This window comes from Microbacterium sp. str. 'China', assembly GCF_002993305.1.
Classification (GTDB): domain Bacteria; phylum Actinomycetota; class Actinomycetes; order Actinomycetales; family Microbacteriaceae; genus Microbacterium; species Microbacterium paraoxydans.
Genome location: NZ_CP027434.1, coordinates 1,059,929 through 1,073,199, shown reverse-complemented (window position 1 = coordinate 1,073,199; position 13,271 = coordinate 1,059,929). Strand labels below are relative to the sequence as shown.

The following is a 13,271-nucleotide window of genomic DNA, read 5'->3' as shown; positions in this document are numbered from 1 at the left end:
CTTCCGGCCGAGTCCGGGGTGTGGCGAGTTCCGGCCTGGAGCTACCGTACCGCCGCATCGGGCACCTCCCGCAGAGCGAGCCACTGCGCCCGGCGTTCCCGCTGGGACGCTGGGTCGGCGACGGGCGAGGCCAGCCGCAGCCGTTCGGCGTACGGGTGGCGTGGCGCGCGGGTGACCTGCTCCCCGTCACCGATCTCCACGATCTCGCCCCGGTACATCACCGCGACCCGGTGGCAGACCCGCCGGACGACGCCGAGGTCGTGCGACACGAACAGGTAGGCCACACCGGTGTCGCGCTGCAGCTCGATGAAGAGGTCGAGGATGGTGGCCTGCGTGGTGAGATCGAGCGCGCTGACCGGCTCGTCGCACACGATCAGCCGCGGACCGCGGACCAGGGCGCGGGCGATCGCGATGCGCTGCCGCTGCCCGCCGGAGAACTCGCTCGGGTACCGGTCCATGCTCGTGGCGGGCAGGCGCACGCGGTCGAGCATGTCGCGCACGCGCGCGTCGGCCGCCTTCGCCCCGATGCCCGTCGTCAGCAACGGCTCGGCGAGGATGTCGCCGATGGTCAGTGCCGGATTGAGGGAGCCGTACGGGTCCTGGAACACGACCTGCACGTCGTCGGCGAGCGCCCGTCGGGCCCGGCCGCCGAGGCGGCCGATGTCCCGGCCGTCGAAGCGGATGCGCCCCGCCGTCACCGGGGCGAGGCCGAGGATGGCCTTGCCGAGGGTCGATTTGCCCGATCCGGACTCGCCGACGAGGCCGAGGCACTCACCGGGGGCGATGTCGAGGGAGACGCCGTGCAGCGCGCGGAAGGCGTGCCGACCCCGGCCGTACTCGACCACGAGGTCGTCCACCTGCAGCAGGGGGTTCACCGGAGCGGTGTTCATGCGGGGACCTCCGTCCGCCGGCCGTCGAGCGCGGCGCGGCCCTCGGCTTCGTCGAGCGACGCGGCGATGAGCTCGCGCGTGTACTCCTGGGTGGGCGCGGCGAAGAGGTCGTCCACGGGCCCCGACTCCACGATGTCGCCGCCGCGCATGACGATCACGCGGTCGCAGATGTCGGCGACGACGCCGAAGTTGTGCGTCACGATGAGCAGCGCCATGCCGTACTCGGCCTGCAGCTCCCGCAGCAGTTCGAGGACCTCGGCCTGCACGGTGACGTCGAGGGCGGTGGTGGGCTCGTCGGCGACGAGGAGCGACGGCCGACCGGCGATCGCGCCGGCGATGAGCACGCGCTGCGCCATGCCGCCGGACACCTGATGCGGGTAGCTGCGCATCACGCGATCGGGGTCGGACAGCCCGACCCGCAGGAGCACCTCCCGCGCGCGCTGCCGGGCGGCGGCCTTCCCCAGCCCGTGCGTCCGGCGCAGCGGCTCGATGAGCTGGTGCCCGATCGTGTACGACGGGTCGAGATTGCTCATCGGCTCCTGCGGCACATAGCCGATGGTGCGCCCGAGCAGGGCCTGGCGCTCCTTCGGCGTCGCGTGGGTGACCTCCGCGCCGCCGACCCAGATCGCGTCGGCGGTCGCCCGGCCGGTCGCGGGGAGCAGGTCGAGCACCGAGAACACGGTCTGCGACTTGCCCGACCCGGACTCGCCGACGATCCCGACGACCTCCCCTGGCGCGACGTCGAGGGTCACTCCGTGCACGACCTCGGTCTCCCCTGTCGGTGTCGCGTGCACGACGTGCAGGTTCTCGACGCGGAGGGCCGACGCCGGAGCCTCATGACGCACGCTGCCCGTGGCGGGAGCCGCGGCGACCTCGTCCGCGGTCTCGAGCACACCGCGCCGCCGCCGTCGGGCCGCCCGCGGCGTGCGCACCTGCACGAGCTCGGCGAGCGTGGAGCCCATGATCGCGAGGACCGCGATCGTGAGACCGAGCGCGGCGGAGGGCCACAGCAGCATGAGCGGGTACGTGAGCATGAGCCGGAAGCCCTCGAGCATCATCGCGCCCCAGCTCGGCACGTTCGAGTCGCCGATGCCGAGGAACTGGAGCCCCGCCTGCATGCCCATGGCGATGCCCGCCGTGAGCGCGGTCTGGATGATGACCGGCGGGTAGACGGCCGTGATGACGTGGCGGAAGATGATGCGCGCGTCCGACAGCCCCGACACGCGGGCGGCATCGATGTACGCCTCGCCGCGGACGGCGAGCGTCTGCGACCGCGCGATGCGGAAGTAGCCCGGCACCATGAAGACGCCGACGGTGACCATCAGCAGCTCGAAGTTGTTGCGACTGCCGGCGGCGACCACGAGGAGGATGATCATCCCGGGGATCGACTGGAGGGCGTCGCTGATCCAGGTCGCGACCCGGTCGAAGACGCCGCCGAAGTACCCGGCCGCGACACCCGACGGGACGCCGATGACGAGCGCCGTGACGATCGTGATGAGCGCACCCCACAGCGTCGTCCTCGTCCCGTAGATGAGGCGGCTGAGGATGTCGCGCCCGGTGGAGTCGCCGCCGAGGAGGTGCTCCGGCGAGGGCGGGGCCTTCGCGGCTGCGAGGTCGACGAGGTTCGGGTCCATCGGCGCCAGCAGCGGCGCGAACACCCCGACGAGCACGATGAGCACGAAGATCGCGAGCGGAATGTAGCCGCCGGGGTGACGGAGGAAGCGTCGGAACAGGCTCGACCGGCGCTTCTGGGCGGCCCGGTCGAAGGCGACGCGGATGTCAGTCGTGGTCATGCGACGCGCACCTTCGGGTTGATCCAGCCGAGGACGAGGTCGAGCAGGAGGTTGATGAGGACGACGAAGACGATGGAGACCACCGTGATCCCGAGCAGCATGGGGATGTCGCCGTTCTGCGACGACTGGTTCGTGAGCTGCCCCAGACCGGGGAGGCTGAAGATCTGCTCCACCACGATCGCCCCGGAGAGCAGGCCCACGAACATCAGGGCGATCACCGTGAGCGCGGCGGGCGAGGCGTTGCGGAGGATGTGCAGGTTCACCCGGGCGGCGGACAGGCCGCGACTGCGGAGGGTGCGCACCCAGTCCTGGCGGCTCTGGGCGATCACGGCATTGCGCAGCTGCTCCGAGACGGCGACGATGCCGCCCAGGGCGAGGGAGATCGCCGGCAGCGTGATCGAGCGCAGCCACCCGTCGACGGACTGTGTCGGCGGGACGTACCCCACGGCCGGGAACCACTTGAGCTGCACGGCCAGCCACATGACGAGGACCAGGCTCACCCAGAACCCGGGGAGCGCGAAGAGGACGACGGAGATCCCCTTGATGATCCGGTCGAACCAGGTGCCGGGGCGGAGTCCGGTGATCATGCCGAACGCGACGCCGATGACCGCGGTGATGAGGGTCGCGAGGGTCACCACGGAGAGCGTGACGGGGACCTTGACCGCGAGCTGCGCGCCGACCGGCTGGAAGTTGCGCCACGAGACGCCGAAGTCGAGCAGCACGGCGTGGGAGAACCAGTCCCAGAACTGCACGATCAGGGGGCGGTCGAGACCGATCTTCGCCGCCAGCGCCTCCTGCTGCGCAGGACTCGCCGTGGTCCCGAGGAGCGAGGCGGTCGGGTCGCTGATCGCGAGGTGGGCGAGGAAGAACGTGCCGATCGAGACCGCGACGAGCAGGAGGATGCCGGACAGCACCCGCTTCGCCGTGAAGAGGAGCATGGGGGCCTCTCGAGGGTGAGGAGGAGGGGAAGGGGTGCCGGGGCGGCCGCATGGCGACCGCCCCGGCGGGCGTTCAGCCCTGCGTGATGTACCGCAGCGTCGGGAACATCATCCCCACGACGGGCTGCAGCTGGATGCCGGGCGCCGTGTAGTAGATGTTGTTCGCCTGGTACCAGACCGACCACCAGGCCTGGTCGACGAGGGCCTCGTTGAGCTCCTTGATGGCGGCGGTCTGCGCGTCGCCGCGCTCCGTCTGCACCTTCTCGACGAGCGGGGCGATGACCTCGTTCTTCGCGTAGTCGGGCTCCGGGTTGAACCACTGCACGCTCGTCAGCTGGCGAGAGACGGTGGCCACGTCGTTGCCGTCCATCGCGAGGAAGGAGATGAACATCGGGTAGTTCGGTGCGTTGAGCTGGTAGTCCGGCATCTGCATGTTGTCCCAGGTGACGGTGATGCCGAGCTCGTTGAGGGCCTGCTCGGCCGACGGTTTCCACATCTCGAAGATCGGGGACATCGGCATCGAGATGTCGAAGCCGTCCGGGTAGCCGGCGTCGGCCAGGAGCTCCTTCGCCTTGTCCATGTTGAACGCGTAGGCGTCGTTGAGCTCGGGGTCGTTGATGTCGCCGCCGTCCGGGAAGACCTGGTTGGTGGCCACGCCCGCACCGCTGCCGACCGCCGCGAGGACGGCCGCACCGTCGAACGCGTAGTTCAGCGCCTGGCGTACCTCGAGCTTGCCGAGGGGCTCGCTCTTCGCGCCGGTGTGGTCGGTGATGACGAGGCCCGCCCACCCGGAGACCCGCTGGGCCGTGTTCCAGCCCTGCTGCTCGGCCTGGTCGAGGTTGGCCACGTCGCCGTACTGCACGTTGATCTGCCCGCTGAGCATCGCGTTGTGGCGGGCGGTCGCGTCGGTGATCGGGTAGATCGAGAGCTCGGCGAACGGATATGTCTTCGCGTCCCAGTGGTCCTCGGTCTTGGTGAAGTGGTACTCGGCGCCCGCGACGCTGGTGTCGCTGTCGAGCACATAGGGGCCGGAGCCGACCGGATCGCTGCCGAGCGTGCCCGCCTCGATGGAGGCCGGGGGCATGACGTAGCTGCGGCCGAGGCCCATCAGGTAGAGGATCGTGTCGTCGCGCTGCGTGAGGGCGATGCGGACGGTGTCGTCGTCGACCTTCTCGAACCCCTCCGCGTTGACGTAGGCCTCACCGGACCGGGCGCCGGCCTTGAGGTACTCGAGGCTCGCGACGACGGCGTCGGCGTCGACCGGGGTGCCGTCGCTGAACACGGCGTCGGTGCGGATGTCGAGGTCGATGCTGAGGTCGTCGTCGGCCACGGTCCACTTCGTCGCGAGCGACGGGATCGGGGTGCCGTCGCTGTCGAGGGCGATGAGGGCGTCGTACACCGCGGACAGGTAGGGGCCGTCGAAGCCGATGTCGGCGAGGGACGGGTCCCACGAGGTGACGTCGAGGAAGTTGCCGATGTTGAGGGCGTCGGGGCCTTCGGCGCCACCGCCCTCGGACGGCGAGGGCGTTCCGCCGCCGCTGCAGCCGGCGAGCGCGAGGGTCGCGGCGACGGCGGCGGCGACCGCGAGGGGCATTCGTTTCATGGTTCCTTCTCTCGGGTGCAGGGGGTGGTGAAGAAGGTTCGAAGAGCCGCTGACCGGAGACCGGGACCGACGCCACTTCGATGTGTCGTGCTGGTTAGTCTACATGCGTGGAAAAAGAGCGCAAGCGTGTTTTCGACCCCAGCCGCGCGGACCGATGCCTCAGCGCGCACGCGCCTTGCTCCCCCGCGCACACCCCCGCCTCGCGGGTGCCGGTGCCGGTGCCGGTGCCGGTGCCGGTGCCGGGATCACTTCCGCACCTCTGCCCTCCCCACAGGGCCCGTTTCTGATCCCGCCACTGCGCCCACCCCGCCAGCCGGATCAGAAACGCCCTCCGCGTCGCCTTCCAGGCACCCTTTTCATCCCGCGCTGGAGCGAGTGACGGCGCGGACGTACTATGCCGCCGCTCCCGAGGGACACCACACCCACCTTCCCGGGATCAAGAACGCACCTCCCACGCGGGCCGGACGAGCACTTCTGATCCGGCGCATGCGCGGGAGCACTTCCGATCCCACACTGAGGCGAGGAGCACTTCTGATCCGGGGCACCGAAGAGCGGTTCGCTTGCCCACGAGCGGCGGGCCCGGCGACTGACATACCGCCGCCGCCAGAAGCCGGATCAGAACCGGCCGCACGCCCTCCCCACGCGGCGGGGTTTCGAATCGGCGCGCAGAGAGTCACGCCGCGCGGGATCAGAAATGTGCGCGCGGGGCGCGCGCGAGGTGCGGAAGTGATCCCGCGCGGCGAGTGGGACGCGGGGGCCGCGCGAGGCGGGATCAGGAACGTGCCTGCGGGGCGTGTGAGAGGTGCGGAAGTGATCCCGGACGGCCGGGAGGGGGTGGGGAGGCGGGGGGGGTGGCGGGGGGGAGGCGGGGCGTCGGAGGTACGGGGTCACCAGGTGCCGTCGGGGCGGACGGCGTGGTCGACGCGGCAGTCGGCGAGGGCGACGCGGACCTCGGCTCCGTGGTCGCGGGCGAGGGCGAGGGCGGCGTGGTTCTCCTCGAGCTGCGCGACGCGGGAGGCACCGAAGAGCACGGTGGCCGTCGCGGGGTTCGCCAGACAGAAGGCGATGCCGAGGGCGGCCGGGGTGACCCCGAACTCCCCCGCGACCCGTGCGACCTCGGGGTACACGGCGAGGATCCGCTCGCGGATACCTCCGACATCGGCACCGATCTTGCGCTGAGGCATCCGTCCGGTGGCGAGGATTCCGCCCTCGAACACGTCCGAGGCCTGCAGCGCGAGGGTTCCGTCGGCGAACAGCGGGCCGTACGCGTCACCCTCCGCCATGGCCCGTCGGGCGATGCCGTACTTGAGCTGCGCGAACGAGGGGCCGATCAGCCCCTGAGTGTCCGCCTCGGCCAGCGCCGCCCTGGTGTCCGCGATCCGCCAGTTGTTGATCCCCCACGAGTCGACCAGGCCGTCCGCGAGGAGAGCGTTCACGTCGGCGACGAGCCGCGGCATGTCCGGGGCGTCGAGGTAGTCCCCCACCACGAGGGTGTCGAAGCGGTCGAGGCCCGCCCGCTCCAGCGACTCCTCGATCTGCCCACGGAAGCCCTGATTCGGCCAGTCCCACAGCCAGAGCTTGCCGCACAGCACGACCGCGGCACGGTCCACCCCGCTCGCCTGGAAGGCCTCTCCGAAGAGGATGTCGGTCCGGGAGTTCTCGGCGTGCGGCCCCATGTTGTAGTACGCCACGTCGAAGAATCCGGCATCGAGCTCGACCGCCCGGTGGATCAGCTGCACGGCGTCGTCGAACTCCATGCGATCCCAGGTGTTCCACGATCCGAGGGCGAGCGGCGGCACCGTCGCCCCTCCCGGAGACAGCGGCTTGCGGGGGGATGTCGCATCGGGCATGGGGGCTCCTTCGCCGGCTCTGGGCACGGGGTTGCGTTTTTCTATGTTTGTAGAATATAACGGACTCATCCCGTCAGAACACCCGTCAGTGAGGACGAACATGACCGCTTCCCCCCGTCGCATCCTGGTCACCGGAGGCGCGTCCGGACTCGGCCGCGGGATCGCCACCGCCTTCCGCGCAGCGGGCGACGAGGTGTTCATCGGCGACGTGGACGACGTCGCCGCCGCAGCCGTCGCCGCCGAGATCGGCGCCACCGCCCTCCCCCTCGACATCGGCGACGAAGCGTCGGTGCAGGCGGCAGCCGAACGGATCCGCGAGGCCGGCGGACTCGACGTCCTCGTCAACAACGCCGGTGTCGTCGCCGGCGGGGGAACACTCCAGGAGGTCGCGGTCGACGCGGTCGATGCGGCCCTGCGCGTCAACGTCCGCGGCACGTTCCTCATGCTGCGGGTCTTCGGCAGGCTGTTCGCCGCGGCCGGCCACGGGACCATCGTCAACATCTCCTCGATCGGCGCCCGGCAGCCCACACCCGGCCTCGGGCACTACGAGGCCACGAAGGCCGCGGTCGACGCGCTCACCCGGACGGCGGCCATCGAACTCGCCGACTCCGGGGTGCGGGTCAACGCCGTCGCCCCCGGCCCCGTGCTCACGCCCCTGACCGCCGACTTCGCCTCCAACCCGGACGCCCGCGCCGCGTGGGAGTCGCGCATCCCGCTCGGCACCATCGCCGAGGTCGACCAGGTCACCCCGCTCGTGCTGTTCCTCGCGAGCGAGGCCGCCAGCCACATCACCGGGGTCTCGGTCCCCGTCGACGGCGGCCAGCTCCTCGTCTGACCCCGTCCCCCTCCGTGCAGGATCGATTCCGCCCCTCCCGGGCTCCGCGGAGGACCGTCTTCGATCCCGCCACCCGCCCCGCGACTGGAGAACCATGACCCTCCCCACCACCACCCGCGCCGCGGTGCTCACCGCGCACGGCGAGCCGCTCACCCTGCAGGACCTCCCGCTGCCCGCCGAGATCGAACCCGGCGCCGCCCTCGTCCGCATCGCCTGCACCACGCTGTGCGGCACGGACATCGAGATCTGGGCGGGGAAGATGTCGTTCCCCGGAATGCTGCCCATGGTCCTCGGCCACGAGATGGTCGGCGAGATCGTGGCCACCGGACCCGACACCCGCGACGCGCTCGGCCGCCCGCTCTCCCCCGGCGACCGGATCGGCTGGTCGGAGTCCACCTGCGGCGAGTGCCACGGCTGCGTCGTGCTGCGGGAACCGGTCGCCTGCTCCCGCCGCGGCTACGGCTTCCTCCAGCGCGCCGACGTGCCGCCGTTCGCGACGGCGGGGCTCTCCGAGTACGCGTACGTCACCCCGGGTGCCGCCAAGCTCCTGCTCCCGGCGGCGGTGAAGGACACCTGGGCCTCCATGGCGGGCTGCGCCGCGAAGACCGTCCTCCGCGCGTTCGAGCGGGCCGGCCGCATCCGCCCCGGCTCCCGCGTGGTGGTGCAGGGCTCCGGCGCCCTCGGCATCTTCGCCACGGCAGTCGCGAAGATCGCGGGTGCCGGGCAGGTCATCACCGTCGGTGCTCCCGCGGCCCGCCTGGAGCTCGCCGCCCGCGTCGGCGCCGACGCCGTCGTCGACTTCCGCGACGGGCCCGTCGTCGACCAGGTCCTGGCGCTCACCGGAGGCCAGGGAGCGGACCACGTATTCGACTTCGCGGGCGCACCGAGCGTCGGACCGGACGCCGTCGGCATGGCCGCCCACCGCGGCACCGTCGCGATCGTCGGCTCGACCGGCCCCGCCGGAGACGGCTTCGCCCTCAGCACGATCATGGGCAAGGAGCTCACGGTGGTCGGCTCTCTCAACGGCGACATCTCCGACTACGCCCGCGCGATCGACTTCTTCACGGCGTTCGCCGACCGCTTCCCCTGGGACGACCTGTTCAGCGCCCCGGTCGGGCTCGCCGGCGCCTCCGCGAAGATCGCCCACATGCACCACCTCGATGAGGTCAAGGCCGTCATCGACCCGAGCCTCTGAGGAGCATCATGACCACTCCCCTCCCCGTGCGCGAGATCGGCCGCAGCGGCCTGCACGCCTCGCTGTTCTCCCTCGGCTCGTGGCATACCTACGACCGCATGGACTTCGCCGACGCGGTCGCACTCCTCCGCGAGGCCACCGACCGCGGCGTGAACCTCTTCGACGTGGGCGTGTACTCCGCACCCAGCGCCCCGCCCGTCTTCACCGACGTGATCTTCTCGGCGATGGTGCGCGCGGCGGGGTTGCGCCGGGAGGAGTGGCTGCTGTCGTCGAAGCTCTGGCTGGAGGCCTTCGGCGCCGACGGCTTCCGCCCGCAGCTCGAGAACGCCCTGATGCGGGTGGGCACCGAGCACGCCGACCTCGTGATCCTCGGCGACCTGCGCCGCGACGACCTCGACCTGCGCGACCTCGTGCTCGACCTCGCCGCCCTCGCCGATGCCGGCCTCATCCGCGCGTGGGGCGTGAACAACTGGTCGGCGGGGAGCATCCAGGCCCTGATCGACCTCGCCGCCGCGGAAGGCGTGCCCGGCCCGCAGATCGCGCAGCTCAAGTACAGCGTCTCGCGGCGGTCGATCCCGGACGGCGAGCCCTTCGCACGCCTCTGGGAGCAGGGCCTCACGCTGCAGGCCTCGGACTGCCTGGAGGGCGGGATCCTCGCCGGGACGGTGAACGGCGGCCGGCAGATCGGGCGCGACCCCGGCGGCATCCGCGAGCGGATCGTCGCCGACGTCCCCGCGTTCACCGCGGTCGCGGAGGACCTCGGCGTGACCCCGGCCCAGCTCGGCATCGCCTTCACCCTCACCCATCCCGCCCTGACGACCACCCTGTTCGGCGCCTCCCGCGTCGCGCAGCTGCGGGCGAACCTCGACGCGGCCGCGCTCGTCGACCGCATCGGCGCCGCCGAGCTGCGCCGTCTCGTCGAGCCCTTCTGGACCGACCGCGGGGTCGTCGACCCCGAGGGCCCCTGACGCCGTCCCACCCGAGGAGAACCATGACCATCCCCGTCCCCTTCGATCCCGACGTGCAGGCCGTGCTCGACGAGATCGCGAAGAACCCGCAGCCCGCCCTCACGCGCGAGACCCTGCCGCGCGACGGCGTCGACCGGATGTTCCCGGACAACGACACCGTGATCGCCGGCCGGGACATCACCTGGGAGGACCGTGTGATCCCCGGCCCGCCCGGAGCCCCGGACGTCGAGGTCACGATCTTCCGCCCCGCGGGTTCCGAGACCTCGACGCTCCCGGGCTTCGTGAACATCCACGGCGGCGGCATGATCGTCGGCCACCGCTCGTGGGAGACGGCTCGGGTCGTCGACATCGTCGCGGAGCACGGCGTCGTGGCCGTGAACGTCGAGTACCGCCTCGCGCCGGAGGACCCGTACCCCGCGGGCGTGGAGGACTGCTACGCGGCCTTCGTGTGGACGCACGCCCACGCCGCGGAGCTCGGCATCGACCCCGCGCGCATCGTCGTGGGCGGCGGTAGCGCGGGCGGCGGTCTCACCGCGGCCGTCGCCCTGCTGGCGCGCGATCGGCGGGGCCCGGTCATGGCCGGGCAGCTGCTGCTGTGCCCCATGATCGACAACACCAACACCACGATCTCCAGTCGGCAGTACGACGGCATCGGCACCTGGCAGCGCGACATGAACCTCCTCGCCTGGTCGTGCGTCCTCGGCGAGGACCTCGCGTTCAGCACCGAGGCCCCGGCCTACGCCGCGCCGAGCCGCGCGACGGACGTCTCCGGCCTCCCTCCCGCCTACATCGAGGTCGGCGAGGCGGAGATGTTCCGCGACGAGGACACCATGTACGCCCTCCGGATCTGGGAGACCGGCGGACAGGCCGAGCTGCACGTCTGGGGCGGCGGCGCCCACGGCTTCGACATGTACATGCCGGAGGCCGAGATCACCCGCGCCGCCCTCGCCGCGCGCGACTCCTGGCTGCGACGGATCTGGCGGGCCGCCGCATGAGCGCGCCCGAACCGGTGCCCTACGACCCGGAGCTCGTCGCCGGACTCGACGCCTTCGTCGACCTCGTGGAGGTCATCCCGCTGCGCGCCGACACGATCCACGCCAACCGCGACCACTTCGCGACGATCATCCCGCCGATGGCCGTGCAGGCCGAGGGTCGCGCCGTGACCTGGGAGGACCGGGTCATCCCCGGCCCCGTCGGTGCTCCGGAGCTCGAGATCACCGTCGTGCGCCCGGCGCAGGCGCCCACAGCCCCGGCTCCGGCGGTGCTGTCGATCCACGGCGGCGGCATGGTGCTCGGCACGCGCTTCTTCGGCACCGCCGAGCTCATCGACCTCGCCGAGCGGCACGGCGTCGTCGGCGTCGCGGTCGAGTACCGCCTCGCCCCCGAGCACCCCGGACCGGCGCAGGCGGAGGACTGCTACGCGGCGCTGGAGTGGATGGTCGCCCACGCCGACGAGCTCGGCATCGACACCTCCCGCATCATCGCCTCCGGGCAGAGCGCCGGGGGCGGGCTCTCGGCGGCGGTCGCGCTGCTCTCCCGTGACCGCGGCGGGCCCCGGCTGGCCGGGCAGCTCCTCGGCTGCCCGATGCTCGACGACCGCAACGAGACCCCGTCGAGCCGCCAGTACGACGGCTTCGGCGCCTGGGATCGGAACAACAACGACACCGCGTGGGACGCGATCGCCGGAGCCGACCGGTTCACCGACCGCGTGTCGCCGTACACGGCACCGGCCCGGGCCACGGATCTGTCGGGACTCGCTCCGGCGTTCATCGAGGTGGGCGCCGCCGAGACCTTCCGCGACGAGGCCGTCGACTACGCGCTGCGGATCTGGGCCACGGGCGGGCAGGCTGAACTGCACGTCTGGGCCGGCGGCTACCACGGTTTCTCGGGGTTCTCCCCCGATGCCGAGGTCTCCCGGGCCGCAGTGGCCGCGCGGGAGAGCTGGCTGCGCCGCGTGCTGCGCCTCGAGGGATGAGTCTTCCGTTCGCCGCTGACGCCCCGCGGCCCCGCATGGGCACTCTGCGGGCGATGCTGGTGCTGGGCATGCTGGAAGCCTTCGGTCCGCTGTCGATGGACCTCTACCTGCCGCAGCTCCCCCAGCTCGCGGCCTCGCTCGGCACGACCGAGGCCCTGGCGCAGGTGACCATGTCGGCGTGCATGATCGGCCTCGGCCTGGGGCAGCTCGTCGCCGGCCCTCTCAGCGACCGGCTGGGCAGGCGGCTGCCGCTGCTGATCGGCGTCGCGGCGTTCGCGGTGCTCTCCGCGGTCTGCGCGGTCGCTCCGACCATCGAGCTGCTGCTCGTCGCCCGCTTCCTGCAGGGGCTGGCGGGATCAGCGGGCATCGTGATCTGCCTGGCGATCGCCCGCGACCAGTTCGAGGGGGTCGAGCTCTCCCGTATGCTCTCGCTGCTGTTCCTCGTCTCGGGCACCGCGCCGATCATCGCGCCGGTGGTGGGCGGCCAGCTCGCCCGCATCATGGACTGGCGCGGGATCTTCGGGGTGCTGGCCGGGATCGGCGTCATCCTGCTGCTCGTGGTCGTCTTCCTCCTGCCGGAGACGCTGCGACCGGAGGCGCGCCACGGCGGAGGCCTCCGCGTGCTGCGAGCGCACGCCGGCGCCGTGCTGGGCGACCGGCTCTTCGCCGCGGTCCTGTGCGCCTCCGCCGGTGCAGGCGTGGCGTTCTTCACCTATCTCTCGATGTCGTCGTTCGTGCTGCAGGACGAGTTCGGCCTCAGCCCGCAGAGCTTCAGTCTCGCCTTCGCCGCCGGCGCCCTCGCGAGCATCGTCGGCAGCCAGTCGAGCCGCCTGGTCGTGCGCCGGTTCGGCCCCCTCCGCGTCTACCTCGGCGGGGTCACGGCGACGCTCGTCGCGACCACGACCTTCCTCGTCCTGGCACTCAGCGGGACGGGGGTGGCGGGCGTGGTGGCGGCACTCGTCGGATTCATGCTGTGTGCGGGCCTCGGCGGCCCGAACGGCCAGACACTCGCCCTCGCGCATCACGGCGCCAGGGCGGGGACGGCGTCCGCCCTGCTCGGCATGTCCTCGTTCCTGTTCGGCCCGGTGCTCGCCCCGGTAGCCGCCGGGATCGGGGGCACGAACGCCGTCACGATGGCGGTCACCATGACCCTGGCCGCCGCCGTCGCGGCGATCGCCGCCTGGGCGTTCGTCCGCCCCGCCGCGCGGGAGTGAGGTCGGGCGT

General features: G+C 71.9%; 11 protein-coding genes. 6 read left to right on the top strand and 5 right to left on the bottom strand.

Annotation, left to right across the window (positions count from 1 at the left end):
- Positions 1-41 precede the first annotated feature (41 nt).
- From C6C15_RS05075 to C6C15_RS05055, 5 genes are all read right to left on the bottom strand, one after another.
- Entirely contained in the window at positions 42-890 is an 849-nt protein-coding gene (locus C6C15_RS05075; protein WP_060922412.1) for an ATP-binding cassette domain-containing protein, read from the bottom strand.
- On the bottom strand, positions 887-2,683 hold the full coding sequence (locus tag C6C15_RS05070) for a dipeptide/oligopeptide/nickel ABC transporter permease/ATP-binding protein (protein ID WP_105949440.1): 1,797 nt from the start codon (positions 2,681-2,683) through the stop codon (positions 887-889). The genes C6C15_RS05075 and C6C15_RS05070 overlap by 4 nt, the downstream gene beginning before the upstream one ends.
- Positions 2,680-3,621 (bottom strand): ABC transporter permease, encoded by a 942-nt coding sequence (locus tag C6C15_RS05065; RefSeq protein WP_060922410.1) that lies wholly within the window; start codon positions 3,619-3,621, stop codon positions 2,680-2,682. Before C6C15_RS05065 ends, C6C15_RS05070 begins: the two co-directional genes overlap by 4 nt.
- Before the next feature lie 73 nt (positions 3,622-3,694).
- On the bottom strand, positions 3,695-5,224 hold the full coding sequence (locus C6C15_RS05060; protein ID WP_231919588.1) for an ABC transporter substrate-binding protein: 1,530 nt from the start codon (positions 5,222-5,224) through the stop codon (positions 3,695-3,697).
- 887 nt (positions 5,225-6,111) lie between these two features.
- On the bottom strand, positions 6,112-7,074 hold the full coding sequence (locus C6C15_RS05055; RefSeq protein ID WP_105949439.1) for an aldo/keto reductase: 963 nt from the start codon (positions 7,072-7,074) through the stop codon (positions 6,112-6,114).
- A 100-nt stretch (positions 7,075-7,174) separates the two neighbouring features.
- Here C6C15_RS05055 and C6C15_RS05050 point away from each other — a divergent pair, with 100 nt between their 5' ends.
- The 6 genes from C6C15_RS05050 (at position 7,175) to C6C15_RS05025 (ending at position 13,261) form a co-directional block, all read left to right on the top strand.
- Positions 7,175-7,909 (top strand): SDR family NAD(P)-dependent oxidoreductase, encoded by a 735-nt coding sequence (locus C6C15_RS05050; protein ID WP_105949438.1) that lies wholly within the window; start codon positions 7,175-7,177, stop codon positions 7,907-7,909.
- A gap of 94 nt (positions 7,910-8,003) precedes the next feature.
- Positions 8,004-9,104, top strand: a complete 1,101-nt coding sequence (locus C6C15_RS05045) for a zinc-binding dehydrogenase (protein WP_105949437.1) — start codon at positions 8,004-8,006, stop codon at positions 9,102-9,104.
- Positions 9,105-9,112: 8 nt separating this feature from the next.
- The gene (locus C6C15_RS05040; protein ID WP_105949436.1) at positions 9,113-10,072 is read left to right on the top strand and encodes an aldo/keto reductase; all 960 of its coding nucleotides are present in this window, start codon (positions 9,113-9,115) and stop codon (positions 10,070-10,072) included.
- A gap of 23 nt (positions 10,073-10,095) precedes the next feature.
- Positions 10,096-11,067, top strand: coding sequence for an alpha/beta hydrolase (locus C6C15_RS05035; RefSeq protein ID WP_105949435.1), 972 nt, complete (start codon positions 10,096-10,098; stop codon positions 11,065-11,067).
- Positions 11,064-12,047: an alpha/beta hydrolase gene (locus C6C15_RS05030; protein ID WP_105949434.1), complete on the top strand. Its 984-nt coding sequence runs from the start codon at positions 11,064-11,066 to the stop codon at positions 12,045-12,047. Before C6C15_RS05035 ends, C6C15_RS05030 begins: the two co-directional genes overlap by 4 nt.
- On the top strand, positions 12,044-13,261 hold the full coding sequence (locus C6C15_RS05025) for a multidrug effflux MFS transporter (protein WP_231919587.1): 1,218 nt from the start codon (positions 12,044-12,046) through the stop codon (positions 13,259-13,261). Before C6C15_RS05030 ends, C6C15_RS05025 begins: the two co-directional genes overlap by 4 nt.
- Positions 13,262-13,271: the final 10 nt, after the last annotated feature.

Excerpts from the sequence above, each read along its gene's own strand:
- C6C15_RS05070 (WP_105949440.1), bottom strand. The coding sequence starts at position 2,683 with ATGACCACGACTGACATCCGCGTCGCCTTCGACCGGGCCGCCCAGAAG.
- C6C15_RS05050 (WP_105949438.1), top strand. The coding sequence starts at position 7,175 with ATGACCGCTTCCCCCCGTCGCATCCTGGTCACCGGAGGCGCGTCCGGA.
- C6C15_RS05075 (WP_060922412.1), bottom strand. The coding sequence starts at position 890 with ATGAACACCGCTCCGGTGAACCCCCTGCTGCAGGTGGACGACCTCGTG.
- C6C15_RS05030 (WP_105949434.1), top strand. The coding sequence starts at position 11,064 with ATGAGCGCGCCCGAACCGGTGCCCTACGACCCGGAGCTCGTCGCCGGA.
- C6C15_RS05060 (WP_231919588.1), bottom strand. The coding sequence starts at position 5,224 with ATGAAACGAATGCCCCTCGCGGTCGCCGCCGCCGTCGCCGCGACCCTC.
- C6C15_RS05055 (WP_105949439.1), bottom strand. The coding sequence starts at position 7,074 with ATGCCCGATGCGACATCCCCCCGCAAGCCGCTGTCTCCGGGAGGGGCG.
- C6C15_RS05040 (WP_105949436.1), top strand. The coding sequence starts at position 9,113 with ATGACCACTCCCCTCCCCGTGCGCGAGATCGGCCGCAGCGGCCTGCAC.
- C6C15_RS05065 (WP_060922410.1), bottom strand. The coding sequence starts at position 3,621 with ATGCTCCTCTTCACGGCGAAGCGGGTGCTGTCCGGCATCCTCCTGCTC.
- C6C15_RS05025 (WP_231919587.1), top strand. The coding sequence starts at position 12,044 with ATGAGTCTTCCGTTCGCCGCTGACGCCCCGCGGCCCCGCATGGGCACT.
- C6C15_RS05035 (WP_105949435.1), top strand. The coding sequence starts at position 10,096 with ATGACCATCCCCGTCCCCTTCGATCCCGACGTGCAGGCCGTGCTCGAC.
- C6C15_RS05045 (WP_105949437.1), top strand. The coding sequence starts at position 8,004 with ATGACCCTCCCCACCACCACCCGCGCCGCGGTGCTCACCGCGCACGGC.